24 protein-coding genes and 1 tRNA gene are annotated in these 25799 nt (G+C 65.0%); 7 read left to right on the forward strand and 18 right to left on the reverse strand.

All coding sequences use genetic code 11. The annotated features are described in order from the left end of the window. Positions 1–38: 38 nt before the first annotated feature. Positions 39–1352: a D-arabinono-1,4-lactone oxidase gene (locus ACSU04_RS05555; protein ID WP_439288691.1), complete on the reverse strand. Its 1314-nt coding sequence runs from the start codon at positions 1350–1352 to the stop codon at positions 39–41. Continuing rightward, on the reverse strand, positions 1349–2578 hold the full coding sequence (locus ACSU04_RS05560) for an alanine racemase (protein ID WP_439288692.1): 1230 nt from the start codon (positions 2576–2578) through the stop codon (positions 1349–1351). Before ACSU04_RS05560 ends, ACSU04_RS05555 begins: the two co-directional genes overlap by 4 nt. Positions 2579–2646: 68 nt before the next feature. On the opposite strand from ACSU04_RS05560, the gene ACSU04_RS05565 reads away from it, so the two are divergent. Continuing rightward, a tRNA-Leu gene (locus ACSU04_RS05565) sits at positions 2647–2722 on the forward strand. Between the two features lie 94 nt (positions 2723–2816). On the opposite strand, the gene ACSU04_RS05570 is transcribed toward ACSU04_RS05565, so the two are convergent. The 10 genes from ACSU04_RS05570 to ACSU04_RS05615 all read right to left on the reverse strand — a co-directional run bounded on the left by ACSU04_RS05570 (position 2817) and on the right by ACSU04_RS05615 (position 12184). Beyond that, positions 2817–4400: an NAD(P)/FAD-dependent oxidoreductase gene (locus tag ACSU04_RS05570; protein WP_439289430.1), complete on the reverse strand. Its 1584-nt coding sequence runs from the start codon at positions 4398–4400 to the stop codon at positions 2817–2819. A gap of 35 nt (positions 4401–4435) precedes the next feature. Continuing rightward, positions 4436–5782: a S8 family serine peptidase gene (locus ACSU04_RS05575; RefSeq protein WP_439288693.1), complete on the reverse strand. Its 1347-nt coding sequence runs from the start codon at positions 5780–5782 to the stop codon at positions 4436–4438. Next, entirely contained in the window at positions 5779–6300 is a 522-nt protein-coding gene (locus ACSU04_RS05580) for a DUF501 domain-containing protein (protein WP_439288694.1), read from the reverse strand. Before ACSU04_RS05580 ends, ACSU04_RS05575 begins: the two co-directional genes overlap by 4 nt. A 36-nt stretch (positions 6301–6336) precedes the next feature. Next, positions 6337–6720: an FtsB family cell division protein gene (locus ACSU04_RS05585; protein WP_439283672.1), complete on the reverse strand. Its 384-nt coding sequence runs from the start codon at positions 6718–6720 to the stop codon at positions 6337–6339. 175 nt (positions 6721–6895) lie between these two features. Further along, entirely contained in the window at positions 6896–8176 is a 1281-nt protein-coding gene (gene eno / locus ACSU04_RS05590) for a phosphopyruvate hydratase (RefSeq protein ID WP_439283673.1), read from the reverse strand. Between the two features lie 80 nt (positions 8177–8256). Next, positions 8257–8925: an O-methyltransferase gene (locus ACSU04_RS05595; RefSeq protein WP_439288695.1), complete on the reverse strand. Its 669-nt coding sequence runs from the start codon at positions 8923–8925 to the stop codon at positions 8257–8259. 18 nt (positions 8926–8943) lie between these two features. Further along, entirely contained in the window at positions 8944–9798 is an 855-nt protein-coding gene (locus tag ACSU04_RS05600; RefSeq protein WP_439288696.1) for a hypothetical protein, read from the reverse strand. A 63-nt stretch (positions 9799–9861) separates the two neighbouring features. Further along, entirely contained in the window at positions 9862–10803 is a 942-nt protein-coding gene (locus ACSU04_RS05605) for a lysostaphin resistance A-like protein (protein WP_439288697.1), read from the reverse strand. Continuing rightward, positions 10800–11837 carry a DUF1648 domain-containing protein gene (locus ACSU04_RS05610; RefSeq protein ID WP_439288698.1) on the reverse strand — a complete coding sequence of 346 codons (1038 nt, stop codon included), beginning with the start codon at positions 11835–11837 and terminating at the stop codon, positions 10800–10802. The genes ACSU04_RS05605 and ACSU04_RS05610 overlap by 4 nt, the downstream gene beginning before the upstream one ends. Next, on the reverse strand, positions 11834–12184 hold the full coding sequence (locus ACSU04_RS05615; RefSeq protein WP_439288699.1) for a GntR family transcriptional regulator: 351 nt from the start codon (positions 12182–12184) through the stop codon (positions 11834–11836). Before ACSU04_RS05615 ends, ACSU04_RS05610 begins: the two co-directional genes overlap by 4 nt. 107 nt (positions 12185–12291) lie before the next feature. Between ACSU04_RS05615 and ACSU04_RS05620 the strand changes: the two genes are divergently transcribed. Next, complete coding sequence (locus ACSU04_RS05620) at positions 12292–12765, forward strand: DUF4442 domain-containing protein (RefSeq protein WP_439288700.1); 474 nt, start codon at positions 12292–12294, stop codon at positions 12763–12765. Positions 12766–12802: 37 nt separating this feature from the next. Then, complete coding sequence (locus ACSU04_RS05625; protein ID WP_439288701.1) at positions 12803–14029, forward strand: APC family permease; 1227 nt, start codon at positions 12803–12805, stop codon at positions 14027–14029. A gap of 131 nt (positions 14030–14160) precedes the next feature. Here the strand turns inward: ACSU04_RS05625 and ACSU04_RS05630 are convergent, their stop codons facing one another. Then, positions 14161–14934 carry a helix-turn-helix domain-containing protein gene (locus ACSU04_RS05630; RefSeq protein ID WP_439288702.1) on the reverse strand — a complete coding sequence of 258 codons (774 nt, stop codon included), beginning with the start codon at positions 14932–14934 and terminating at the stop codon, positions 14161–14163. Positions 14935–15015: 81 nt separating this feature from the next. Here ACSU04_RS05630 and ACSU04_RS05635 point away from each other — a divergent pair, with 81 nt between their 5' ends. Further along, on the forward strand, positions 15016–15558 hold the full coding sequence (locus tag ACSU04_RS05635) for a VOC family protein (protein ID WP_439288703.1): 543 nt from the start codon (positions 15016–15018) through the stop codon (positions 15556–15558). On the opposite strand, the gene ACSU04_RS05640 is transcribed toward ACSU04_RS05635, so the two are convergent. The 4 genes from ACSU04_RS05640 to nhaA form a co-directional block, all read right to left on the reverse strand. Beyond that, on the reverse strand, positions 15503–16312 hold the full coding sequence (locus ACSU04_RS05640) for an SGNH/GDSL hydrolase family protein (protein ID WP_439288704.1): 810 nt from the start codon (positions 16310–16312) through the stop codon (positions 15503–15505). The two genes, ACSU04_RS05635 and ACSU04_RS05640, sit on opposite strands and share 56 nt — an antisense overlap. A gap of 144 nt (positions 16313–16456) precedes the next feature. Then, a complete protein-coding gene (gene hisS, locus ACSU04_RS05645; protein WP_439289431.1) occupies positions 16457–17716 on the reverse strand; it encodes a histidine--tRNA ligase in 1260 nt (419 codons plus the stop codon). Positions 17717–17795: 79 nt separating this feature from the next. Beyond that, positions 17796–18437: a MazG nucleotide pyrophosphohydrolase domain-containing protein gene (locus ACSU04_RS05650; RefSeq protein WP_439288705.1), complete on the reverse strand. Its 642-nt coding sequence runs from the start codon at positions 18435–18437 to the stop codon at positions 17796–17798. Positions 18438–18456: 19 nt separating this feature from the next. Further along, entirely contained in the window at positions 18457–19623 is a 1167-nt protein-coding gene (nhaA, locus tag ACSU04_RS05655) for a Na+/H+ antiporter NhaA (RefSeq protein WP_439288706.1), read from the reverse strand. A gap of 163 nt (positions 19624–19786) precedes the next feature. Here nhaA and ACSU04_RS05660 point away from each other — a divergent pair, with 163 nt between their 5' ends. From ACSU04_RS05660 to ACSU04_RS05670, 3 genes are all read left to right on the forward strand, one after another. Further along, on the forward strand, positions 19787–22384 hold the full coding sequence (locus ACSU04_RS05660; RefSeq protein ID WP_439289432.1) for a phosphoenolpyruvate carboxylase: 2598 nt from the start codon (positions 19787–19789) through the stop codon (positions 22382–22384). 143 nt (positions 22385–22527) lie between these two features. Then, complete coding sequence (gdhA, locus tag ACSU04_RS05665; RefSeq protein WP_439283714.1) at positions 22528–23895, forward strand: NADP-specific glutamate dehydrogenase; 1368 nt, start codon at positions 22528–22530, stop codon at positions 23893–23895. Positions 23896–24063: 168 nt separating this feature from the next. Beyond that, positions 24064–25176: a hypothetical protein gene (locus ACSU04_RS05670; RefSeq protein WP_439288707.1), complete on the forward strand. Its 1113-nt coding sequence runs from the start codon at positions 24064–24066 to the stop codon at positions 25174–25176. A 25-nt stretch (positions 25177–25201) separates the two neighbouring features. Here the strand turns inward: ACSU04_RS05670 and ACSU04_RS05675 are convergent, their stop codons facing one another. Continuing rightward, complete coding sequence (locus tag ACSU04_RS05675; protein WP_439283718.1) at positions 25202–25798, reverse strand: gamma carbonic anhydrase family protein; 597 nt, start codon at positions 25796–25798, stop codon at positions 25202–25204. Position 25799 lies beyond the last annotated feature (1 nt).

The following is a 25799-nucleotide window of genomic DNA, read 5'->3' on the forward strand; positions in this document are numbered from 1 at the left end:
TACTATCCACGCAGTCTGCATGTGAACTGGGTGACGCGTCACGCACCCAGAATTCGATCGAGATATCGGTTCGCAAACCGGCGTTCGGGGTCCATCCGGTCGCGCAGCGTCACGAAGTCATCGAAGCGTGGATAGCGCTCGCGCAACTGCTCCGCGTTCAGCGTGTGCAGCTTTCCCCAGTGCGGGCGCCCACCGTGTTCGAGACAGATCTGTTCGACGGCCTCAAAATATTCCGTCGGGTCAGCGCGCCAGTATCTGTGCACCGCGAGGTAGCCACTGGCACGACCATGCGCAGTGGACAACCATCGATCATCCGCAGCGGCGAAGCGCACCTCGATCGGGAACTCGATCTTCCAACCACGCTGGGCAATCAGCTTCTGCACTGCGCGAAACGCCGGAACGACATTCTCCGCAGGCAGGGCGTATTCCATCTCACGGAACCGTACAGTGCGACTCTGCGTCAGCACCGTATGTGAACGGTCGGTGTAATCGCGATCTCCGGTGAGTGTCACTGCCAGCCTGCTGAATGGCGGCGTGATCGCCGGAACCACGTGCCCGGCCGCGCACACCACCCGGTACACGCCGTTGGACAGCAGAGTCTCATCGATCCAGCGTCCGACGCGCGGCAGCGGATGGCGCGGGGCCGATTCCGGCAGGCGCGTCTGACGCTTCGTCAGCGCGACATCGGTGTGTGGGAACCAGTAGAACTCGAAATGATCGGACGCTGCGACACGCTCATCCAACGTCGCCAGCACATCCTCGATGGGCGCGGGCTCGTCGATCGAGTGCATCACGAACGCCGGTACACATTGCAGCGTGACGTCGACGAGGATGCCGAGGGCGCCGAGCCCGAGCGCCACGGCAGGCAGCAGCTCCGCGTTCTCCTCCTCGTTGATCTCTAGGAACTCACCGTCGGCTGTGATCAGGGTCACCGCGACCACCTGTGTGGCAAGTCCCCCGAACCTCGCACCCGTGCCGTGCGTTCCTGTGGAGATCGCACCCGATATCGACTGGCGATCGATGTCTCCGAGATTCTGCATCGCGAGCCCATGCGGAGCGAGCAGTCCCGGGATTCGATGCAGGCGAGTGCCGGCGAGCAGCGTCACACGCGCGCGCGGGGAGTCGACAGACACCAGTCCCTGCATGTCATCAAGTTCCAGCAGCACACCGGGTGCCACGGCGATGCCGGTGAAGCTGTGACCCGCGCCGACAGCCTTGATCGGTAGCTTGTGCGCGATCGCCGCGTGCACGGCGCGCTGCACGCCTTCTGGTGAGCGCGGACGTTCTATGCGAGCAGGTCGGACGCGGGCCGAGCGGGCCCAGTTCTGCCAGGTACCGCCGGGTCGTGTCACAGAAAAGCCTTTCCTTCGCCGCGATAGGTGGGCAGCTCGTCGATCACCTCGGCGCCGGAGACAAGGTGGTACGCATTAATGTGCTCGGCGGGCTCACCGCTCTTGGAGTGCCGGAACCAGACCCGGTCGCCGATCTTCAGATGGCGTGCTGCGGCGCCCTGCAACGGCGTCTGCACTTCGCCCGCCGCTTCTCTGGGCAGTGCGCGCAGCCCCTCGGGCCATACTGCCAACGGCTGTCGCGAGGCGACGGCGGGGCCGGAGGCAATCCACCCTCCGCCGAGCACCGTGGCGATGTCTTCTGTCGGACGGCGCACAACGTCAAAGGCGAACGCGGTCGCCGGCGCTGGCCGAAACGAGCGGTAACCATCGAACAGATGCCCGCCGAGCAGGCCGCTGCCAGCGGATGCCTCGGTGACCGACTCATCGCTGCCGGTGAACTCCAGCGAGCCGGTACCACCGCCGTTGAGAAATTCCAGCGGCGCGATCTCGGTGAGCGCGTCTGCGATCTCGGCGCGGCGCGTGCGCAGCTCACTGCGGGAGCGAGCCTGCACCATCCGAATGAGCGGCGCGTCCGGACCGTTATCGCCCTGACCGGCGATCTGAGCCTCGTACATCTGCAGACCGACCAGCTGAAAGCCGGGACGCCGCGTGATCATCCGAGCGAAGCGGGCGACCTCGGCAGCGGTGAACAGGGGCGAACGGCGCACACCGATGTGCCCGAGCGCCGCCGATCGCCATGACGCATCAGCATCAATGGCGACGCGAATCGTTTCACGCTGGCCCGCAGCGGCGATGCTGTCGATGAAATCGAGGTGCGCCACGTCGTCGACCATCAGTGTGATCCGTGACGCCGCGACCTCGTCATGAACAAGTCGCTCAAGGCCCGCGCGATCGACCGTCGGATAGCCGAGCACGATGTCATCGTGGGCCTCACAGAGCCAGAGCGCCTCGGCGAGTGAGAAGGAGAGGATGCCGTGGTACCCGGGGATCCTCAGCACCGCGTCGAGCACCCCGCGAACACGCACAGATTTTGATGCGACGCGGATTGGGATGCCTCCGGAGCGCACCAGCAGATCCATCGCGTTGTGCCGAAGCGCATCAAGATCGATGACGGCGACGGGCGCCGCGAGGTGAGAGGTGGCATCCGTCAGTCGCGGCCACCAGCGGCCAGGATGTTCCCAGGAGCGGGTGTCTGCGGACGTCGATGTCGCGGTGAGGTCAAGCACTCCCCCACCCTACGACGTCACGGGACGACGTCACAGGATCTCCTGCGCAGATAGGCTGGTGAATGCACGCCCCCATATCCCAATGGCAGAGGAAGGCGACTTAAAATCGCTTCAGTCTGGGTTCGAGTCCCAGTGGGGGCACCACAGTCTTACACCGCTCTACACCGGCTTACGCCGCCGAGAACGCAAAATCCGCCCTTCCCGTGTGCAGGGAAGGGCGGATTGCGTGTTTTGGAAGTTACTCTGCGGCGGCTGTCTTCGCAGCGGGCTTCTTGGCAGGAGCCTTCTTCGCCGGTGCGACCTTCTCCGCCGTCGATGCCGCGGCGTTGTCAGCCACAACCTTCTTGGCGGGGGCCTTCTTCGCGGCAGGCTTCTTAGCAACCGGCTTCTTCTCAGCAGGCTTCTCGTCTGCCTTCACCGCAGCAGGCTTCGCCTGAGCGGGCTTCGCGGCCGCAGGCTTGGCCTCAGCAGGCTTCGCAGGTGCCGAGGCATCCGATGCCGGGCGCGGACGCGAAGCGAACTCCTCGAAGAACGCACGCGGTTCCTGAACCTTCTCAAGGTTCACGATGTCGCGATCGAGCCACAGGTTGTTCCACCAGCCCCACAGCACGCGGAACTTGCGCTCCCACGTCGGCATGGCCAGGCCGTGGTAGCCACGGTGTGCGATCCAGGCGAGGAAGCCCTTGAGCGCGAACTTCCCAGACTGGAAGACGCCGGTACCGAGGCCGAGGCCTGCGACAGCGCCGAGGTTCTTGTGCACGTAGTTCACCGGCTCTTCGCCGCGAAGCACAGCGATGAGGTTCTTGGCGAGACGCTTGGCCTGGCGCACGGCGTGCTGTGCGTTCGGAACGCAGAAGCCGCCGACGCCGCCGCCGGTCAGGTCGGGAACAGCCGAAACATCACCCGCGGTCCACGCGCCTTCAACAACCTTGCCGTCAGCGTCGATGACGCGCAGCGTGGCCTCGGCACGGATGCGACCGCGTTCTTCTGTGGGCAGATCGCCGGCACGTACCACCTGCGGGTTGGCCATGACTCCGGCCGTCCACACGATGATGTCGCTCGGGATGACTTCGCCGGTGGAGATCTGCACGTCACCGTTGACAGCTCCGGTCACCTGAGTGTCCAAATGCACATTGGCGCCGCGCTTGGCGAGGTCCTTGAGGACCCATTCGCTGGTCTGCTGCGAAACCTCGGGCATGATGCGCCCCATGGCCTCGATGAGGTGGAAGTGCGTCTCCTCGAAGGAGAGCTGCGGGTAGCGCTTGAGGAGAGCAGAAGCGAAGGATCGCAGCTCGGCAAAAGTCTCGATGCCAGCAAAGCCACCACCGACGACCACGACTGTCAGCAGTCGTTCGCGCTCGGGGCCAGCAGGCATTGCGGCTGCCTTGTCGAAGTTCGACAGCAATTTGTCACGAACCCAGACGGCCTCTTCGATCGACTTCATGCCGATCGCGTTGTCGGCGATGCCAGGGATCGGGAAGGTACGAGAGACAGACCCTGCGGTGACGACGATCTGGTCGTACTCGAACTCGTATGCCGCGCCCTCAGCCGGGGTGATGGTGGCAACCTTGTTCGCGTGGTCGATCTTGGTGACCTTCGCGGCGACCACATTCGTACGCTTGAGGTGACGACGAGTAGCAACCACCGCGTGCCGTGGTTCGATCGATCCTGCTGCGACCTCCGGGAGGAAGGGCAGGTAAGTCATATACGGAAGCGGGTCGACCATGGTGACTTCGGCTTCACGCTTGCGGAGCTGCTTTTCGAGCTTCCACGCTGTATAGAAACCCGCGTAGCCGCCGCCGACGATCAGAATCTTGGGCACAGTGCTGTTCTCAGGCACAGAGGGATAACTCCTAGTCAGGCTGCTGGCGTGCGTTTACTGCGCGCCGATCGGATGAGCCGGGCAGCTGCGGTGACGCCTAGCCCCACAAGAATACCAGGCACAGTGAGTGCAATGAGCGGCAGGGTACCGTATCGCAAAGATTCAGCGCTCGGAAGCAGCGGCGAACCCGGCTCTGTGGGCGGCTCAGCCGCCGGAAGCGCCTCGACTTCGACAGGTGTGATCTCGGGGTCTGGCTGCGGTTCTGCGTCCGCGCGGCGGAACAGCCGGATCCACTCCGCGAGATCCCCCATCGGGTTCGCGTCCACGAGGGGAACGGATGCTGACACCGCAGCAGAGGCGTCCAGAAGTCCATAGCCGTAGTTCGGGTCCGGAACTTCCGTGATCTCTTCCACCTGGATCGCCGTCTTGATGATGCGGTTGATCACGTTCGCAGCATCCAACTCTGGGTGCGCAGCCCGGACCAGCGCGGCCGCACCCGCCACGATCGGGGCGGCGCCACTCGTGCCGTCCCACCACGGCTTCAGAGTGCCGTCAGCGGAGATGCCGAGCAGTCCCTCGCTGGGTGCCGAGATGCCGATCGTGATGCCCTGGGTGGAGGCCTCACGACTTGCTGTGCCGGTCTGGTCGACACCGCCAACGGTGAGCACACCGGGAATGGTGGCGGGGGCGCCGACGACCGAGGTGCCGCTACCGCGGTTGCCTGCCGCGACCACGACGACGACGTCGTGCTCGTAGGCATACATGAACGCCTCGTCCCAGCTCTGGTCCCAGTCCAACGTGTTCGTCGTGAACGACATGTTGATGACGTCTGCACCGTTGTCGACAGCCCAGCGGATGCCGGTTGCCACCTGTTCGACGAACGGCACGACAGCTGCGTCGCCGAAGCCCACCGAGATCGAGAGCAGATTCGCCTCGGGTGCAACGCCGATCATTCCGGTGCCGTCGGCTTTGCCTCGGCCTGCCGCGAGCGAGGCGACCCAGGATCCGTGGTCGGGGTCTACGGCGCCGACGGCCGAGCGTCCGTCTGGCGTGCCGCTTCCGGAGACGTCTATGCCCCCGGTGACAGCTTCACCGAAGGTGAGCGGTACCTTGCCGACGCCGGTGTCGATGATCGCGATCGTCACACCCTTGCCGCGCGTCGTGTACCAGGCCTCGCGGAAACCAGCGCCGTCGAGCCAGTACTCCTTCGCGCGCACTGGGTCGGACGGGTCGTCAGCGACGGGTGGTGGTGCCACTGTCGGTGTCGGCGTCGGCGTGGGAGACGGCTCGGGCGTAGGTGTGCCGGCAGCACCAGTGAGCAAGACGGATGCCGCCACTGCCGCAATCGCGACGGTGCCACGCAGCGTCCGCATCAGCGTCATGCGATCGCTGCCCCTGGCTCATCGCACTGGCAGCGCTCGGGAGACCACGAGGAACGCTCGAGCGCGGCATCGCCGATCGGGTTCACTCCGGGACCGGCCGCGAGTGCATGGCCGGCAAGTGCGTGCAGGCACTTCACGCGTGTGGGCATGCCACCGGCGGAGATGCCGTCAATTTCGGGCACTTCACCGAACTGCGCGCGGTCTGCCTGGTACGCCTCATGCGCGGCATGATAGGCGGCCGCGACCGCCTCATCCTCTACAAGGAGGGCTGCGAGCTCAGGCATCACCAGGGTGGCCTCAAGCGTCGACATCGCGGCAGTCGCTGCCGGGTGAGTCAGGTAATAGAACGTCGGAAACGGCGAGCCGTCTGGCAGACGCGGGCTCGTGGCGACGACCGTGGGGTTGCCGCAGACGCACCGCGCAGCGATACCGATCACACCGCGCGCCTGCCTACCGAGCTGCGCCGATACGACGTCGATCTCGGCAGATGTGGGAGGGTCGAAAGGCGGTGTCGTCACGATCCAAGCCTACGGGAGATGATCCTGTGGAAACCCCTACGGCGCTTCGCTGGCGGTCTGGGCGAGACCCGCGCCTGCGATCGTGCGCAGAAGCTGCGGCATCCAATCGGCCGGTGTCTGCGTGAGCTCATCGCTCACCGGAGCCTGCTCTTGAGGCAGGGCCGCCGGATCGAGGTCATTGTCAACGAGGTAGACCACTTCCCCCGGTTTGACGTAGTACAGGCGTTCGCGCGCTTGAGTGGTGATGTACGCCGGATCTTCCCAGCGCTCGCGCTCCTGCTCGAGCGCCTTGATCTCGCCAGCACTCACCTGCACGGACGCTTCGAGCGCCGCGATCTTCTGACGCTGATCGATGTAGGTGCCCAGCGTCGGCACAAGTACCCATGCGCCCAACACGACGAGCGAGAGCATGATGACCATGAATCCCGACAGCCGGATGCCGGAGGCCCATTCCCGAACGTCAACCTGAGGTCGAGAAGCCTGTGATCGAGAGGCCTGTGATCGAGAAGCCTGTGATCCAGAAGGGGAAGCCGGACGTCTCGTCATGGCTCCCCCTTCTCGTCTCAGTTCTTCAGTCGCTCTGCGCAGTCAGTGTTCAGCCCTGGAAACGGGGGAACGCCGAGCGGCCGGCGAACACCGCGGCCTCAGCGAGGTCTTCCTCGATGCGCAGAAGCTGGTTGTACTTCGCGACGCGCTCGCTGCGGGCGGGCGCACCTGTCTTGATCTGGCCAGCGTTCGTTGCGACAGCAAGGTCGGCGATCGTGGTGTCTTCGGTCTCGCCTGAACGGTGCGAGAGCATCGCCGTGTAGCCCGAGCGCTGGGCAAGGCTGACAGCGTCGAACGTCTCGGTGAGCGTACCGATCTGGTTGACCTTGACCAGCAGCGAGTTGGCAACGCCTCGCTTGATGCCGTCGGCCAGACGTGTCGGGTTGGTGACGAACAGGTCATCGCCAACGAGCTGCACCTTCGAGCCGAGGGCATCGGTGAGGAGCTTCCAGTTGTCCCAGTCGTCCTCGGCGAGCGCGTCCTCGATCGTGACGATCGGGAAGTCGTTGACCAGGCCGACGTAGTACTCGATCAGCTCGGGGCCTGACCAGTTCTTGTTGTCAAGGCGGTAGACACCATCCTTGAAGAACTCGGTCGCCGCGACGTCCAGGCCGAGGGCGATGTCCTTGCCCGGGGTGAAGCCAGCCTTCTCGATTGCTTTGATCAGGAACTCGAGACCTTCACGGTTGCTGGGCAGGTCGGGAGCGAAGCCACCCTCGTCGCCGAGGCCAGTGGCGTAGCCGGCAGCCTTCAGCTCGCCACGCAGTACGTGGTAGGTCTCCACGCCCCAGCGCAGCGACTCGGAGTAGCTCTCCGCGCCGATCGGTGCGATGAAGAACTCCTGCATGTCGATGCCATTGTCGGCGTGCTCGCCACCGTTGATGACGTTGAACAGCGGCACAGGCAGAACGTGCGCGTTCGGGCCACCGAGGTAGCGGTACAGCGGCAGGTCGGCGCTGTCAGCGGCGGCCTTGGCGACAGCGAGGCTGACGCCGAGGATGGCGTTTGCCCCGGTGCGCTGCTTGTTCTCGGTACCGTCGGTCTCGTTGAGGATCCCGTCGATGATGCGCTGTTCGCTGGCTTCAACACCCTCGATAGCCGGGCCGAGCTCGTCGATGACAGCCTCGACTGCCTTCAGGACACCCTTGCCGCCGTAACGGCTCTTGTCTCCATCGCGAAGCTCGTACGCCTCGAATGCGCCAGTGGATGCTCCGGAGGGGACGGCTGCGCGCTGAACGATGCCGTCGTCGAGGAGCACCTCCACCTCGACGGTTGGGTTGCCGCGTGAATCCAGAATCTCGCGTGCGCCTACAGCCTCAATGAGTGCCACGTATGTGCTCCTTGCTCAGAGAAAAGGTGGTTGTGGAGCGTCGTCGATCCGTGTTCAGTCTAGACCGCGGCATCCGTTCGTCACATGACGATTGCGAGCGCGATGCCATCCCACCCCTTGATGCCGACTGTCTGGAGAGCTGTGGCGTCAAAGCGCGAGTCCTCCCCCAGCATCCGCAGTGCGTCTCGCGTTCCGATGACGCGCGGATCGGTGGTGTCCTCACGCACGATCTCACCCTCGCGGCCGATGTTGTCGAGTATGACCACAGCACCAGAGCGTCCGAGCCGTGCAGCCCAGTCGAGGTAGATGGTGTTCGATTCTTTGTCAGCGTCGATGAAGACAAGATCGAACGGCTCGGATCCTTCGAGCGTGGGCAGCACATCTGCGGCGCGACCGATGCGGATCGCGACTCGATCGCCGATACCGGCCGCATCAATGCTGGCCCGTGCGATCGCCGCGTTTCCCGACTCTGCTTCGATCGTGGTCACAGTGCCGCCCTCACCGACCGCGCGGGCGAGCCAGATGGTCGAGTACCCACCGAGTGTGCCAATCTCGAGCACACGGCGTGCGCCGCTGATCCGAGCCATCAGATTCAGCAGCTTGCCGCTGACTGGGGCGACTTCGATGTCGGGAAGACCGGCGGCGCGCTGGGCGGCGAGGGCGGCATCCAGCGCCGGGTCGTGTCCGACGAGCGTGTCGGAGAGGAACTCGTCAGCGCGGCGCCAGTTCTCCACCGTTGGTTCAGTCATGAGCCCCACGTTACCCAGTCAGGGGCTGTTCCCACAGTGCCCCGTGACGTACCCGTACAGCGCGGCGCGTTGGGCGTCATCGGCGACGATCACGAACACGCCGGTCCGCGGCGTACTCGAAAGAATCGTGATGGACGCGGGGAAGCGCGTGCCGACTTTGTCCTCGACGACCGCGTGGGGATCGCACCGGGTGGGGACCACTCGAAGTTCGACCGACGCGGACGTTCCCGGCGTGACCGTGACCTGCGGATGCCAGGCCTCGTCGCCGCCATCGGGCGCCAGCAGCACCGTGCCGTCGACCGAATCGAGCACCACAGCATCCTCAGAATTCGCCGTGACGCGCATCTCGAGCACGGCGCCCTCGCCATTTGCTTCGACCATCACACCCTCCAGCGCAATGGTCGCCGTCTCGCTGAGCTGCTTCGCGAAGCACGCAGCCTCGATGTACGGGGAGACGAAGTCGAACGGGTCGGTGACGTCATAGGCGGCGACCGTCTCACCCTCGGATGTCGAGAATGTCAGCTGTGCCGTGCCGGACGCCGACTCGATGCCCACGTCGCAGTCGGGCGGTGGCACCTCGACGCGAAGTGCCCGTGCGGCTCCTGCCGGAATGTCGGTCGCGCGATCCCATTCCGCACCCGTTGCAAAACGCGGGTCAAGATACGAAGCCGTCAGCACACGAACGGTCTCCTCACCGTCGTTCTGCACCCGTATCGACACGAGTCCGCTGGCGATGTCCGTGCGTCCCTGGACGAGCGAGACAGTCACGCCATCCGGCGCGTTACGCTCGGGCGACGACGTACAGGCGCTGAGCAGCATCAATGACACCATCGCAGAGGCGACGAGCCATGCGCGTGACGCGGTGCGTGCCATGGCGACCTCCCGGAGTTCGGTGTCACCAAAACTAGTCACCCGCGGGTCCGGGCGGAATGCCTCTCAGCGGCGCGGTGCCGAGAGCATCCGTCCGACAGCGCCGTCCAGTTCCGGCTGACGACGGAACTGCCCGGTGAGAACCAGCACGACCGCGACGATCGCGCAGGTGATCCAGCCGGCGACTCCGAGTGGGCCCGCAAGTGCCATGTCGAAAGTCGTCCCCGCCGCATAGAACCACAAGATCATGGCGCCGGCCGCGTTCATTGCACCGTGGGCGAAGACGGCAGGCCACAGCGACGCCGAGCGCAGTCGCAGCCAGCCGAGCAGCACGCCCCACGCCACGCATCCTGCTGTCATGAGCAGAACGCCGGTGATGTCGGTGAGGCCGAAGTTGTAGCCGAGCAGGATGACCGGCGAGTGCCACAGTCCCCACACCGCACCGCTGATGAGCAACGACGGCCAGGTGCCGAGTGGACGCAGCGCGGGCAGCAGGAATCCACGCCAGCCGAGCTCTTCTCCGAAGGCGAGGAACGCATTGATCGTCGCGGCAGCGAACGGAATCGCGATCAGCTGGGAGAGGATGACGACGATCGCCGGCGGCGCCTCAACACCGGCAGGAAGGCCAGCTGCCAGCTGCTCGGCGAAGCCGGAGAAGTGTACGAGGTCGAGGGTGACCCAGCCGCACAGCGCGGCGACGGCGACGCTCGCGGCAACGACGACGACGGGGCCGAACAGACCGAGCACCATCATCCAGACCACGCGCTTGGCAGGACGCAGCGGCCAGATCCCAAGGAAACGCAGCCGCTCCCCCTTCGGCACTGGGCGCAAGACGAGCATGACAATCACCACAGCCAGCGCCGGCGTGAACATCATCACTGGAATGAGAATTCCGGCCAGCGGGTTCATGAGCCCGCTGTCCAGCCACAGTGGCAGGGCGACGAGCCAGGCGAGCCCCAGTGCAAGGACGACGAAGGCGATCGTGGCGATCGGGCGGATGCGAGTCATGAGTGTTCCTTGTTCATCGAAGAAGTGGGTTCGGTGCGGAGCGTTTCGAGTACTGCGGCAGCCTCTGATGCCCCGTCGAGCGTGACGACGAACACGCGTCCGTTGGACTGTGTGACCTGCAGGGCTTCACCTGTGCGCAGCACGATTCCTCGGCGGCCATCCATGCTGAGGCGCCAGCCCCAGCCGCCGAACTCTCGGAAGGGATCGATTTCGACTGTTTCAACTCGCTCGATGTCAGACAGCGGAATCTGCGTGCGGGGCCAGCCGAGCAAGGAGCGTGCCGACAGGCCGCGGGCGTTCACTCGGACACGGAAGGTCAGTGTGCTGCTGACGAGTAGAGCGATCACGACCGTGGCGACACCGTAGATCCACCAACCGGCGTCGCTCTCGGCGATCAGCATCGCGGCCCGGATGGCCAGGAACGCGACGGCCGCGAGGAGCACCACGACGCCGATACGGCTCATATTCGCTGTGCCGACCCAGACGAGTTTCTCTCCGGCAGCGAGGGGGATTCGCTCCGCGGCGGCTCCGTTCGGGGCGAAGACGCGAGGCGACTTCGGCTGCAGGAACCAACCCAGCACTGTGAAGCCGACGAGCACGATGAATCCGAGCACGATCCACAAGCCGATGCCGGGAGCGTCTGCAGCATCCGACAGTCCTCGCTGCACTCCGACGCTCACCACCGAGAGCAGCGAGATCATGCCTGCGGTGCCGAGGCTCACCCCACCCAGAAATCTCGGGGGCGACCACGCCTGCGCACGATCGGATTCTTTGGGTGGTAGCCGATGGCTGAACAGCGCCATCGCCCCAAAAAGCACCACAATACCGCCGCCAATTCCGATAGGCATCACGAGATAGGTCCAGCCTGGGCCGTACCCATCGACGCCGTCTGTCCCCCAGTGCGTGGCCGCCGGCTCCGGGATCTCCGGCAACCACGCAGCGATCACGACCGTGGCGAGGACGATGAGCGCCAGAGGCACGATCACCCCCACCCAAAGAAAGGCGGCGCGGGCTCTGCGGACGTCGTCAGTCATACGGGTGTCTCCTTGATGAGAGCGGCGAGAGTGGTCGGTGATATCCCAAGTCCCGCAGCGCGGGATACGAGGGCGATGATGTCGTGTGAGAGTTCGGCAAGCGGAGCGGCGGATGCCGAGATGACAGCGCCTCTCCCCCGGCGAAGATCAACAAGCCCCTCGTCGCGCAGCTGCTGGTAGGCACGCAACACGGTGTGCAGGTTGATCTCGAGTGCCTCAGCGAGCTCGCGGGCAGAGGGAAGCCGATGCCCCGGGGCCAGGCGCCCAGCCACGATGTCTGTGCGCACGGAGGAGGCGACCTGTTCGAAAAGCGGGCGGGAGCTTTCGACGTCGATCTTGATCAGCATCGTTCTCCCTTCCATTCGAACTTCTACTAATTCTAGTTTAACTAGAACAACTGTCACAACCCTCCACCGACTTTGTCGCGACGTGCACTCTCCGCCACACTGGCGAGATGAAGATCACTCCCCGACGCCTTGCGACCGGAATGAGCCTGTGGGCTCCGAACTTCTTCAGCGGCATCCGCATCCGCCGATTCAGTCACGACTGGACACACGCCACCGTCGAGCTGCATGTGAACCTCATCACCCGCAACTTCGTGAAAACTGCGTTCGGCGGGTCGATGTCGGCGATGACCGACCCGTACTTCTTCATGCTCGTGATGCACCAGCTCGGCCGTGATTACGTCGTGTGGGACACTCGCGGCGAAATCGAGTTCATCAAACCAGGGCGCGGCATGTTGACCGCGCACTTTCACGTCTCGCCAGAGAAAGCCGCCGAACTCCGCGAGCGCGCCAAGGGCGGCGCGAAGGTACTGGAGTGGTTCGAGACCGAGATCACCGACCGCGACGGCGATGTCGTAGCGAAGGTGCGCCGCGAGGTGTACATCCGCGAGAAGAAGCGCGTCACCGCGGCTCGCCAGAGCTGAGCACCATCCGTTCACCTGCACGTGCCACGATGACGGCATGGAACTCGCTCGTCGCCTGACGCTCACGGATGCCGTCGCCATCGGCCTCGGCTCGATGATCGGCGCCGGCGTCTTCTCGGTGTGGGGTCCGGCGATCGAGGTCGCCGGTTCCGGCCTGCTGATCGCACTCGCGATCGCCGCTGTCGTCGCATACTGCAACGCGGCATCCTCCGCCCAGCTGGCCGCCGTGCATCCGGTCGCCGGCGGCACTTACGCCTATGCCCGCGCAGAGATCGGCCCCTGGTGGGGTTTCATTGCCGGCTGGTGTTTCGTGATCGGCAAGGTCGCGAGCTGCGCCGCAATGGCGATGACGTTCGCCGCCTATGCCGCTCCTGCAGGCTGGGAACTCCCGGTCGCGATCGTCGCCGTCGGTGCGCTCGCCGCCGTGAACTGCTTTGGCGTCACACGCACGGCTCTTCTCACCCGCATCCTGGTCGTCGCCTCGCTGTTGGGTCTGGCCATCGTGGCAGCCGCGGGATTCACCGCCGCGCCCTCCGCCGTACCTGCGCCTCTGCCCGATCTCACCCTCTACGGCGTGCTGCAGGGCGCGGGTCTGCTGTTTTTCGCGTTCGCCGGCTACGCCCGCATCGCGACAATGGGCGAAGAGGTGACCAACCCCGCACGAAACATTCCGCGGGCGATCGCGATTGCCCTCACCGGAGCTCTGATCGTCTATGTCCTGATCGCGATCGTCGTGATCCTCACGCTCGGCGCTGATGCGGCGACGAGCACCGCGCCGCTGGCGGCTGTTGTGGATGCCGCTGGCTGGTCTGCCCTGGCGCCTGTCGTGCGGGTGGCAGCGGCCGCGGCATCCCTCGGTGCCCTGCTGGCATTGCTCACCGGAATCGGGCGGACGACGCTGGCGATGGCCAGGGAGTCCGATCTGCCCCGCTTCCTCGCGGTCGTCCATCCCCGCTGGCAGGTGCCATATCGCGCGGAGATCGTCATCGCCCTGATCGTCATCGGGATCGTGCTCGTCGCGGATCTGCGGAATGCGATCGGATTCTCATCTTTCGGCGTGCTGCTGTACTACCTGATCGCGAACGCCTCCGCATTCCGGCAGCAGCGAGCTGCGCGCCGCTATCCGCGATTCGTCCCGGTCATCGGCGCGCTTGGCTGCCTGGTGCTAGTGAACACGCTGCCGGTCCTGGCGTCGCTCATCGGCACAGGAGTCGTGATCATCGGGGTCGCGTATCGGATGCTGCGGCTGCGCGTGGCCCGCTGACTGGCGCCCGCCGGCACACTTGCAGTGCCGATGCACACCCGCAGGGCGACACGCCGCGGGATGGCCATGCATCCGTACGATCGCCCTGCAGGTGTGCAGGCGTGCAGGCACGCATGGCCGCGGTACCGAGGTCAAGACGCGCGGTAGGCGCTGGGCGCGATGCCCAGCACAGTCAGGAAGTCGTTCGTCAGATGGGCATGGTCGGCATAGCCGAGCTCTGCGGCGATCGTCGACAGGTCGGTTCCCGGATGCTCCCGCACGCACTGAGCCGCTTCCTGCAGTCGTCGGCGTCTGATCAGCGCCGCTGGTGGCAAGCCGACGTATCGGTGAGCGAGACGTTGCAGGGTGCGCACAGACATCGACAGCCGCGCTGCGGCTTCCTCAGCGCGGGTGATCGCGGAGTCAGCCATCAGCAGAGCAGACATCTCATTGGCTTGGCGCGCGACAGGCCCGATCTCGCCGACACGCTCGAGGAGCCACGCGCTGAAAGCCGTCACGGCATGTTCACGACCTACAGCTCCGCCCTCATCCATCGCCTGGGCCACAGCACTGTGCAGATCGCGCGCATCGAATCGTGTCGAGCGGTCACGGAGCGCGGACGGGTCCTCGATGAGAGCGGCAACGGCTGACGGTTTCAGCAGCGCACCAACTGCCCACCCTCGACCGGTGAGATCGCGATGCGATGCGCGGGTGGATGCTCCAGTGAGCTCGACGCCGCCCGCGTCCACCACGATGTTGAGTGCGGGGTACGCGACGACGTGCTGACGCGATGTGCGCCCGGGTTCGATGTTCCACTCCGGAATCCAGAACCATTCGACGAGTTCCGCAGCCTCCGCCGGCGGCAGCAGCCAGTGAAACTGAGGCAGCCGCGCCGGGTACAGAATTCCCCGCCACGCATCGATCATCCTCTGACGATAGTCATCGCGTCCGACATCGTGTCGCGAATCTCCAAGCGCAGCACGGGCCCCGATCCGTAGCGTGAAGGCATGAACACGACATCAGGCCTCACCGGCACTCACACCACGAACGGACGCCCGAACAACGCGACTTCTCTGACCCCTTTTCTCGCGATCCCTGGAGCCGCCGAGGCGGTCGGTTTCTACCGCGATGTCTTCGGCGCTACGGTCATCGACGTCACAGAGATGGGTGGAGTCGTCGTCCATGCAGATCTTGATTTCGGGCTCGGGTTGCTCCAGATCGGCGAGCCCACCCGGGATTACAAGCTCGTGCCGCCACCCACAGGCGACGACGACTGCTACTCGCTCGGCCTCTATGTCACCGATGTCGACACTGTCGTCGAGCGCGCCGTCGCGGCGGGCGCTCACGTGCGCGAACCGGCATCCGATTTTGTCTCAGGTGATCGCTTCGCGAGCATCCGCGATCCCTTCGGCGTGCGCTGGTCTCTGATGAGCCGCGTCGAGGACCTGTCTCCGGCAGAGAGCGCCAAGCGCGTCGAGGAGTGGGCCGCCGTGTTCAGCGCTGCAGGAGCACCTTCTGAAGAAGCTGCGGCCGAGATTCCAGCGCCATGACCACCGCCGGCAGCAGTGCCTCGGCCGTACGGCGGTAACCGGCCGCACTGGGGTGAAAGCGGTCCAAGCTGAACATCTCCTCCGATTGCTCGCGGAACGCGGGCCCCACCGCCTCACGCAGATCAACCGGCACCGCACCGGTGCGCCACGCGACTCTCGTCTGTTCGAGGGCGAGGCGTCGTGACATCCGCGACAGCAGCGCGCGCAGCGGCTGCGGCACCGGCTGCAGGGTGCCGAGGTCAGGGCACGTGCCGATCACGACGGCAGTGCCGGCATCCTGAAGCCGGGTGATTGCCTGCTCGAGTTGCTCGGCCGCGACGGAGGGCGGAATCAGGTGCGTGACGTCATTACCGCCGACGACGATCACCGCCACGTCGGCGCGGTAGTCGTCGGAAAGAGCATCGATCTGACTGGCGAGCGCCGATGACTCCGATCCGACGACTGCGACCGTTCGCAGGCGCACCGGCCGCTGCATCCGCTTGGCTGTGGCTTTCGCTATGCGCCCGCCGAGCGTCTCTTTTCGATGCTCAGCACCGAGACCTGCGGCCAGTGAGTCGCCGAGCAGCAACAACTCCACCGGCTGTCCGTTCAGCGAACGCGTCCACACTCGGTCGGCGTCGAGAGAATCCTCGCCGAGCGGCTTGCCAATGCGCCGACGCGCAATCGCTGCTTGGCGGGTGAGCAGTGTGTGTCCTCCGAACGCGATGGCTACGAACGCCGCTCCCACTACGAGGGCAACGCGAACCCGAGGCATGGACCCATTCGATCGCTCGACCGTGAACACGGCATGAACGTCGGTACACCTGTCAGTGGATTTTCACGGATGCCTGTCAGAACTCCTGGTTTCAACCGACAGGTGTGATTCTCGCCGACAGGTGTACTCGGCCGATGGAAGTGCTCAGCTCAGTGGCTTGATCTCCAGGGAACCCACTGCCGCGCCCGCCGAAATGGCCGCAAAACCGGTGTATCCGTCGGCTGCCGAACGTTCAAGAAGCGCCTTGAAGTTCTTCGTCCGACGCTCCAAGCGCACACGGGCGCCATCCTGAACGAGCGCAGCCTTGTGTGCGATGAGTTCGGAGACAGGAACGTCGGCATCGTGTACGAGCACAACGGCCCGCGCAGCGTCGCCGGCCTCTTCGGCAACGAGGTCGACGAGTCGCTCGAATCCGAGGGAGAAGCCGACCGCAGAGACCTGTTGCCCGAGGAATCGACCGATCATGCCGTCGTAGCGTCCGCCACCGCCGAGCGAGTAATCAACGGACGGATGCGTAAGTTCGAAGATTGTGCCGGTGTAGTAGCCCATGCCGCGGACGAGGAAAGGATCGAATGTCAGCGGGATATCCCCCTCGATCGCCCGGCCCACGGCAACGGCCTCGCCAATGCCGACCAGGTGCGCGACGATCTCGTCTGGCGCATTCTCCGGCAGCGCACTAAGGATCTGCCGTTCGCCGAATGGATTGAGCTCGTCGGTCTGCGGGCGGTTCAGGAATGCTTCGAAAGCGTCGACAGCGGATGCCGCTGCACCGCGTTCGCGCAACTCTTTCGCAACTCCGTCCGGGCCGATCTTGTCGAGCTTGTCGATCGTGATCAGCACGCCGGGGCGCTCTTCCTCGGTGAAGCCGAATGTGTCGAGCATCCAATCGAGCACGCGGCGGTCGTTGATCCGCACCGTCGCGCCCTCGAGCCCGAGCGCATCGACGACGTCGAGCGAGGCGACCATCAACTCCGCTTCGGCGCGCGCGGAGTCATCCCCAATGATGTCGATGTCGCACTGCATGAACTGGCGATAGCGCCCCTTCTGCGGACGCTCAGCACGCCAGACCGGACCGATCTGAATCGCACGGAACACACCCGGCAACTGTCCGCGGTTGCTCGCGTAGAACCGTGCGAGCGGAACCGTCAGGTCATAGCGGAGCCCGAGATCGGAAAGCGCGGCGGCATCATCTGCGCCCGCACGGATCGCCTCGGCATCCATCCCGCGACGCAGAACGTTGTAGGCCAGCTTCTCGTTGTCGCCGCCGATGCCTGCGTGCAGACGCGAGTACTCCTCCAGCGCCGGCGTCTCGATCTCGTCGAAGCCATGCGCGCGATAGCGTCCACGGATGACGGAGAGGACACGCTCACGGCGGGCCTTGTCGGCGGGGAGGATGTCGCGCATGCCGCGCGGCGGGTTCACAGTAGCCACGGCTCTATCTTTCCAGGTCTTGAGCCGGCCCGAGTTCCGTGCCGAACACGCCTCACCCCACCTCGGCCGCGCGGACCTCTGACTCCAGCAGCCGCAGGCGCTCGCGGAGAGCGCGCTCGGCATCCCAACCGTTGGCTCGGGCGTGCGAGGCCAGTGCGAGCAGCGCGTCGCCGAGTTCAGCTTCGGATGCCGGTGCGACCCCTTTGACAGACCCAGGTGCCGGAATCACGGAAGCGGCGCGCCCCACGAGCTTCTGGGCGAGCGCGAGCGCCGGCATTCCCCTCGGCACACCGTCCAGCACACTGAGTCGTGAGCGCTTCTCGGCGGCCTTGGCAGCGTTCCAGTGCACCAGCACCTCTTCCGGGGTGTTCGCGACTGAATCAGCGAACACATGCGGATGCCGACGCACCATCTTCTCGGTGAGAGTGTCTGCGACATCGTCGATGTCGAACGGATCGTCCGGATCTTGAGCGGCGATCGCCGCGTGGAACAGCACCTGCCAGAGTAGATCGCCGAGTTCTTCACGCAGGTCTGCTCGTGTGCCGTTCTCGACGGCATCGATCACCTCGTGCGATTCCTCGATCAGATACGGCACGAGGTCTCGGTGCGTGATCTGCTGCGACCAGACGCAGCGTTCGCGCACAGCCCGCATGGTCTCGGCCGCTTCGCGCAGCGCGTCAGGATGATCGGTCATCGTTCCCCCTCAGGACCCGTCAGGAACTCGCGGCCGTCACCCGACGATGCCACGCCGCACGCGACGACACCACGACTGCCGACAGCAACACAGAGATCAGCGATCCGACGAGAACACCGAGGATCGCCTGGTCCTTGGTGGCCGCGTCGTTCGCAAACGCGAGATTCGCCAGCAGCAGCGAGACCGTGAATCCGATACCGCCCAGGGTTCCTGCCGCGACCAGATCCAAGACGCGCATCTCAGATTTGCGGCCCCGGGATCCGATCCGAATCGCAATCCAGCCGAACAGGGTGATTCCGATGATCTTGCCGACCGGGAGCGCCACGGCGATGCCGAAGAATGCCGGAGACAGCTCAGTGGGTGCGAGAGCCGGAATGACGACGAACGCCGCAGCGAACGCGAAGATCGGCAGGATCGCGCCGTTGACCCAGGGTTCGAGAACGTGACGGGTGGGCATCGCCGGCGATTGCGCCATGGCGAGCCCCAACATCACGCCCGCGATGGTGGCGTGGATGCCGGACAGGAGAACGAGCCCCCACACCAACACCCCCAGGACGATCATCGCCGCCACGACGATCCAAGATCGCTTGGTCGGCAGCGTCCTCGACAGCACCGCAAAGACGGCCACACCGACCACTGCGAGCAAGAGATACAGCCAGTTCAGGTCGTGTGCGAAAAGCACCGCGATGAAAATGATGCCGATGATGTCGTCGAGAATCGCAAGCGCGAGCAGGAAGACGCGCACGGCCGGCGGCAGCCCCTTACCGAACACCGCGAGCACTCCGAGAGCGAAGGCGATATCGGTCGCCGTCGGAATCGGCCAGCCCGATGCCGTCTGGTCGCCGCCAGCGATCATCAGGTAGATGCCGATCGGGACGAGCACACCACCGGCAGCAGCAATCGCCGGCTGCAGCGCCTTGTGGAAGGAGTTCAACTCACCACGGGTCAGCTCGTACTGCAGCTCCATGGCGACGACGAAGAAGAAGATCGCGAGCAGGCCGTCTGAGATCCAGTGCGCGACCGACAGGTCAATCCCGACACCCGGGATCGCAATGTGAAATCCGAGTACCGCGTCGATCGGGCCGAAAGTCGGCAGATTCGCGAGAAGCAGCCCGAGCGCTGCGGCAAGCAGAAGCAGCACCGCAGGGAACTGTTGGGTGCGCAGAAGGTTTCTGGATTCAGACATCTCCCCCATGCTATGCCCGCCGATCACACCATTTCGGGCCTTCACATGGTCAGGAGCCCCCTCTGCCCGGGGATAACCTCGAATGGTGACCCCCGAGCCCACCAACACAGAGGCCATCCGCGTTATCGGCCGTTTCGAAGCCGGACGCGGGATTCCCGACGAGATGCGTGCGGACGTCCGCATGCTCGGCGCCCTTCTCGGCCAGGTGCTCCGCGAATGCGGCAGCCCAGGCCTGTTTGAAGACGTCGAACGCCTGCGCCTGGCCACGATCCAGGCATACGAAGAAGAGAGCACTCACGCGTTCGAACGCGCCACCGAGATCGCGGACTCGTTCACGGTCCAGCGCGCTGACGAAGTCGCTCGTGCGTTCACTTCCTACTTCCATCTCGTGAACCTCGCCGAGGAACACCAGCGCGTGCGCATCCTCCGTGAGCGGGCCGGCCGGCCCGGTCACGAAGACGCCGTTGACACGGTCGCCACTGCGTACGCACAGCTGCGCCGCGAGGTCGGCGACGAAGAAGCACAGCGCCGACTCGAAAGCCTGCGCTTCCAGCCGGTCTTCACGGCACACCCCACCGAGGCCCGCCGTCGCGCGGTATCCGCCAGCATCCGTCGCCTTTCGGAGCTGCTGACCCAGCACGACTCGACCAGCGAAGGCGGAGCCGAGCAGCACCGCGCACACCGCCGGATGCTGGAAGAAGTCGACACCCTCTGGCGCACGGCCCCTCTGCGGTCGAGTAAGCCCTCACCCACCGACGAGGTGCGTACGGTCATGTCGGTGTTCGATGAGACTCTCTTCACCACCGTCCCGCACGTTTACCGTCGTATCGACGATGCCCTCCGCGGCGAAGAGTCCGGCGCGAGCGCTCCGGTCGTTCCTGCCTTCGTACGGATCGGCTCGTGGGTCGGTGGTGACCGCGACGGCAACCCCTCCGTCACGGCATCCGTCACTCGCGAAGCCGCGCAGATCGCCTCCGACCACGTGCTTCGCGGCCTGGAGCGCGCGATCGATCGCATCGGCCGCGGCCTGACTCTCGACGCGGAAGGCACTCCCCCCAGCAGCACGGTCACCGCGATCTGGGAGGCGTTTTCTGCGTCCGACGAAACCACCGCCGCGGAGATCGCCGCACGTTCCCCCGAGGAGCCGCACCGTCGTGTGCTGCTGGCCCTCGCGCGTCGCGTCGCCGAGACCCGCCTCAGACTGGAAGGCGGATACGGCGCACCGGAGGAACTGCTCTCTGATCTGCGCGCCGTGCAGGAATCGCTCGCCGCATCCGGTGCGAAGCGCCACGCATTCGGCGGCATCCAGCATCTGATCTGGCAGGTTGAGACCTACGGTTTCCACCTCACCGAGCTCGAGGTGCGCCAGCACTCGCAGGTGCATCGTGAGGCTCTCGCAGAGCTCGAGGCGGGCGGCGAACTCAGCGAGCGGACCGAGGAGGTCCTCGAGGTCTTCCGCGCGGTCGCTGAGATCCAACGCACCTATGGCCTGCGTGCCGCGGGCCGCTATGTCGTGTCGTTCACGACATCGGCCGCCGACCTCGCAAACGTGCACCGTCTCGCTCGCTACGCGCTCGGCGATAACGTTCCGGCTCTCGACGTCGTGCCGCTGTTCGAGACCTTCGCCGACCTGCAGGCAGCCCCCGGGATCCTCGCCGAGGTCATCACGTTCCCGGAGTTCCAGGCGCGCCTGGCCGAGACGGGGAACCGCTTCGAGGTCATGCTCGGCTACTCTGACTCGTCGAAGGACGTCGGACCCGTCGCCGCGACACTCGCGCTCTATGAGGCGCAGGAAAAGATCGCCCTGTGGGCGAAGGATGCCGACATCGAGCTGACCCAGTTCCATGGCCGTGGTGGTGCTCTCGGTCGCGGTGGCGGCCCCGCCAACTCCGCGATCCTCGCGCAGCCGCCGCACTCCGTCGACGGACGTTTCAAGCTCACCGAGCAGGGCGAAACGATCTTCGCCCGCTACGGCGAGCCGGCGATCGCTATGCGACACATTGATCAGGTCGCCGCAGCCACACTGCTGGCATCCTCCCCTGGTGTCGAAGAGCGCACGAGCGGTGCTGCCGCACGCTTCGCTGACGTCGCGAACGTGATGGATGCCTCCTCGCGTGAGCGCTTCTTCTCTCTCGTGAAAGCAGAAGGATTTGCGCCCTGGTTCGCCACGGTGACCCCGCTGGAGGAGATCGGCCTGCTGGCCCTGGGCTCGCGCCCTGCCCGCCGAGGACTCTCCGTGGAGTCGTTGGAAGATCTACGTGCCATCCCGTGGGTATTCGCATGGACGCAGGCGCGCATCAACCTGGCCGGCTGGTTCGGTCTGGGAACGGCGCTCGAAGCGGTCGGGGACGAGGCTCTCCTCATCCAGGCCTACCGCGACTGGCCCCTGCTGCGCACCATGATCGACAACGTCGCGATGAGCCTGGCGAAGACAGACGAGCGTATCGCCCGTCGCTACCTCGCGCTCGGCGACCGCGACGACCTCGCACAGCTCGTTCTCGATGAGCTCACCCTCACAAAGGAATGGGTCATCCGCCTCACCGGTGGCAACGGGCTCCTCGAAAACAAGCCGATCCTGCAGCGAGCAGTGACGCTGCGCAGCCCCTATGTGGATGCGTTGTCGTTGCTGCAGCTGCGCGCTCTTCGTGAGCTGCGCTCCGCCGGACCGGCCGCCGCAGGATCCGGCACCGAAGACGAACAGCGTCGCCTGCTGCTGCTGTCGGTCAGCGGTGTCGCCGCAGGCCTACAGAACACCGGGTAACCGCCACCCGATCTTCGGTCGAAACACCGCGTGTCATCTCCCAGAATCCTGCGGGGTAAAGTGAGAACTCGTGCCCGACCCTGCACGCCTTCTTCACGCGACACGATCGCCCCTCAGCCATACTCTTCAGAAAGCCATTCCGCGTGACCACAACTCACCCCGAATTCCACCCGCTCGCCGACGCTGTGCAGCCCATCTTCGATACCGTGCTCGCCCGCAGCCCGTACGAGCCGGAGTTTCACCAGGCCGTGCACGAGGTACTGCACTCGATCGCGCCGGTGCTCGAGCAGCACCCGGAGTACGTCGAAGGCGGCATCCTGGAGCGACTGGTCGAGCCGGAGCGGCAGATCATGTTCCGTGTGCCGTGGGTGGATGACGCAGGCAAGCTGCACGTGAACCGCGGCTACCGCATCCAGTTCTCCTCCGTGCTCGGCCCGTACAAGGGCGGATTGCGCTTTCACCCTTCGGTGAACCTGTCGATCATCAAGTTCCTCGGCTTCGAGCAGATCTTTAAGAACGCGCTCACCGGTCAGGGCATCGGCGGCGGCAAGGGCGGAAGCGACTTCGACCCGCACGGCCGTTCCGACGCGGAGGTCATGCGCTTCTGCCAGTCGTTCATGAACGAGCTGTACCGCCACCTCGGCGAGCACACTGACGTTCCCGCAGGAGACATCGGTGTCGGTGGACGCGAGATCGGCTACCTCTTCGGCCAGTACCGCAAGGTCACCAACCGCCACGAGTCGGGAATGTTCACCGGCAAGGGCACCGGATGGGGCGGCGCCGAAGTACGCACCGAAGCCACAGGCTACGGCGCAGTGTTCTTCGCGCAGGAAATGCTCGCCGTGCACAACGAGTCACTGGAAGGCAAGCGCGTCGGCATCTCCGGCTCGGGTAACGTCGCGATCTACGCCATCCAGAAGGCCACTCAGCTCGGTGCGACTGCCGTCACGGCATCCGACTCTTCTGGGTATGTCGTCGATGACGCCGGTATCGACCTCGAACTGCTCCGTCAGATCAAGGAGGTCGAGCGCGGCCGCATCGTCGAGTACGCGAACCGTCGTCCTGGTGCACGATTCGTCGAAGGGGGCAGCGTCTGGGACGTGGCCGTCGACATCGCAGTGCCTTCCGCCACGCAGAACGAGGTCAGCCTCGCCGACGCTGAAGCACTGATCGCGAACGGCGTGCGTGCCGTGTCAGAGGGCGCGAACATGCCCTGTGTGCCGGAGGCCGTCGAGGCATTCCAGCAGGCGGGCGTCCTGTTCGCGCCGGGTAAGGCTGCGAATGCCGGCGGGGTGGCCACCTCTGCGCTGGAGATGAGCCAGAACGCCTCGCGTCAGCGTTGGACCTTCGGCGACAGCGAGAACAAGCTGCGCGAGATCATGTCCGACATCCACGACGCCGCGTTCACGGCAGCCGAGAAGTACGGCGCTCCCGGTGACTACGTCGCCGGTGCCAACATCGCCGGTTTCCAGCGTGTCGCCACGGCCATGCTCGCTCAGGGCGTCATCTGACCCCTTCGCGGGATGACACCTGCACGATCGTGTGACGGATGCACGAGGAATCTTCAGGATTCCTCGTGCATCTGTCGTTTCATCGGACAGGTGTCGGGCGAGGATCCCTATGCGGTGGCGCGTCAGAATGAACCGGACTTCTCCACGAACAGTTAGGTGACGGATCAAATGGAATCCACGCGGACACGATTGCGCCTCAGCCAGATTCTCGCGCTGAGCATCGCGCTTACTGGCGTGGGCATGGCGGTGCTGGTCTCACTCGACCTCATCCTTGTCGGCCCGGTGTACCTTGTAGGGCTCGCCGGATTGTCCGGTTTGATCGGAAATTCGTTCAGACCACACCGAGTGCTACGGATCATCGGTTTAGTCGTGGCCGGCGCCGTGATGATCCTGATGTTCAGCATCGGGCTGCTGGGCCATCAGATCCTTGGCCTTTCCATCCTGGGCATCGGTGCGGCCCTCGCAATCAGTCACCATGACGGGCTCTGGCTGCGCATCGCCGCGGGCGGCATCGGTTTCGTCTTCGGATACGCGCCCATCTCCACGGTGCGGCAGGCCTCGATCGACGGCTCGTTCAAGATGGTGCTGCTCATCCTCGCTGTGGCGACGCTGGTCATCTCCCTGATGGTGCTGGTGCCGGCGTTGATGGTCGTTCTGCTCAAACTTGACGCGTTGGCCATCGCACTACTCGTCACAGGTTTCAGCCTCGCCGCCAGCGGCGTGCTGGGCCTCGCCTCGACGGGCGCGAGCGGGATGACGCAGGATAGCCAGGAGCTTGAGGGATCAGCGGCCTTCTACGTGATGGCTTTCGACCTCCTGGGCACGCGCGCCAAGGACATCGTCATGTCGGTTGCGTTGCCGATCATCCTCGGAATCTGGGGCCTCATCCGACTGCTCGCGCATCGCGATAGCGCACGGGTAGGCAACGAACGGGAGGAATCCCAGTCGGGCACATGGGCACTTCAGGTCGCGACTGTGATCGCGTTGGCCGTCCAGATTCTCAATGCCGTGATCTTCAACGTGATCGGGGTCCATAATCCGCTGAACTTCGCCGCACCATTATTTGAGTTCGTTGCACTCGTTCTGTGGCTGATTGCCGTGATCATCGCGTGGCGGAATTTTGCGTATGTGCGGATCAATCATCTGCCCGGAAACACGTTGGATGTGCGTAGCAGGATCATCATCGGCGTTCTCCTTCTGGGCCCTGCCGCGATCGCGCTGGCGGAGTTCATCGTGAATGTGATGGCTATGTTCGCCAGTGAGTCATTCAGCGCCAGCTGACCATCAGTCGAGTCACGCACGGGTCTCAGGCGGGATGATCGTCCGCATGCCGCGCGAGGGATGATCCGTACCGCTCGGTCAGCTGCACCATGAGATCTGGGGTGTCACGATCGACGCCGAAGACGTGACCGGGAAAGTCGAGTTCGGGCTGTGCTGCGGAGATCTCCGCTTCTCGATCGGGTGAGAGCAACTGCACCGGGTCGCCCACTGCCACCCAGCCGATCGGAACGACGGTGCCTTCCGGCAACACGGCACGGCGATGAACGATCGCATTCACGCGGATCTCGCAGCGCGGACCGACGATCGCGCCGTTGAAGACGCGTGCCCCCGATGCGAAGAACACTTCCTCGCCCACAGTCGCGCCGGCGATGCTCGCCAGCGTACCCAGCAGCGTGTGATCGCCAATGTGCACGGAATTCGCCGCAGTTGCACGGATGAGGGCGTTCTCCATGACGATCACGTGCTCGCCGAGAGTGATCGGACCACCCTCCGCCGTGATCACGGCACCGTGCAGCACCTGGCAGTGCGCGCCGATCTCCACGTCTCCTGAGATGACGGCAGTGGGTGCGATGACGGCAGTGTCATGTATCCGGGGCCGAGCCCCGAGGTGCTCGTACAACATG

It is taken from the genome of Microbacterium sp. A84 (assembly GCF_051842815.1).
In the GTDB taxonomy this organism is placed as follows: Bacteria; Actinomycetota; Actinomycetes; order Actinomycetales; family Microbacteriaceae; genus Microbacterium.

Bases quoted from the DNA above. Each gene is read 5' to 3' on its own strand.
- ACSU04_RS05575 (WP_439288693.1), bottom strand. From the start codon at position 5,782: ATGACGCTGATGCGGACGCTGCGTGGCACCGTCGCGATTGCGGCAGTG.
- ACSU04_RS05585 (WP_439283672.1), bottom strand. From the start codon at position 6,720: ATGGTCATCATGCTCTCGCTCGTCGTGTTGGGCGCATGGGTACTTGTG.
- ACSU04_RS05595 (WP_439288695.1), bottom strand. From the start codon at position 8,925: ATGACTGAACCAACGGTGGAGAACTGGCGCCGCGCTGACGAGTTCCTC.
- ACSU04_RS05600 (WP_439288696.1), bottom strand. From the start codon at position 9,798: ATGGCACGCACCGCGTCACGCGCATGGCTCGTCGCCTCTGCGATGGTG.
- ACSU04_RS05605 (WP_439288697.1), bottom strand. From the start codon at position 10,803: ATGACTCGCATCCGCCCGATCGCCACGATCGCCTTCGTCGTCCTTGCA.
- ACSU04_RS05610 (WP_439288698.1), bottom strand. From the start codon at position 11,837: ATGACTGACGACGTCCGCAGAGCCCGCGCCGCCTTTCTTTGGGTGGGG.
- ACSU04_RS05615 (WP_439288699.1), bottom strand. From the start codon at position 12,184: ATGCTGATCAAGATCGACGTCGAAAGCTCCCGCCCGCTTTTCGAACAG.
- ACSU04_RS05620 (WP_439288700.1), top strand. From the start codon at position 12,292: ATGAAGATCACTCCCCGACGCCTTGCGACCGGAATGAGCCTGTGGGCT.
- ACSU04_RS05625 (WP_439288701.1), top strand. From the start codon at position 12,803: ATGGAACTCGCTCGTCGCCTGACGCTCACGGATGCCGTCGCCATCGGC.
- ACSU04_RS05630 (WP_439288702.1), bottom strand. From the start codon at position 14,934: ATGATCGATGCGTGGCGGGGAATTCTGTACCCGGCGCGGCTGCCTCAG.
- ACSU04_RS05635 (WP_439288703.1), top strand. From the start codon at position 15,016: ATGAACACGACATCAGGCCTCACCGGCACTCACACCACGAACGGACGC.
- ACSU04_RS05640 (WP_439288704.1), bottom strand. From the start codon at position 16,312: ATGCCTCGGGTTCGCGTTGCCCTCGTAGTGGGAGCGGCGTTCGTAGCC.
- hisS (WP_439289431.1), bottom strand. From the start codon at position 17,716: ATGCGCGACATCCTCCCCGCCGACAAGGCCCGCCGTGAGCGTGTCCTC.
- ACSU04_RS05650 (WP_439288705.1), bottom strand. From the start codon at position 18,437: ATGACCGATCATCCTGACGCGCTGCGCGAAGCGGCCGAGACCATGCGG.
- nhaA (WP_439288706.1), bottom strand. From the start codon at position 19,623: ATGTCTGAATCCAGAAACCTTCTGCGCACCCAACAGTTCCCTGCGGTG.
- ACSU04_RS05660 (WP_439289432.1), top strand. From the start codon at position 19,787: ATGCGTGCGGACGTCCGCATGCTCGGCGCCCTTCTCGGCCAGGTGCTC.
- ACSU04_RS05670 (WP_439288707.1), top strand. From the start codon at position 24,064: ATGGAATCCACGCGGACACGATTGCGCCTCAGCCAGATTCTCGCGCTG.
- ACSU04_RS05675 (WP_439283718.1), bottom strand. From the start codon at position 25,798: ATGTTGTACGAGCACCTCGGGGCTCGGCCCCGGATACATGACACTGCC.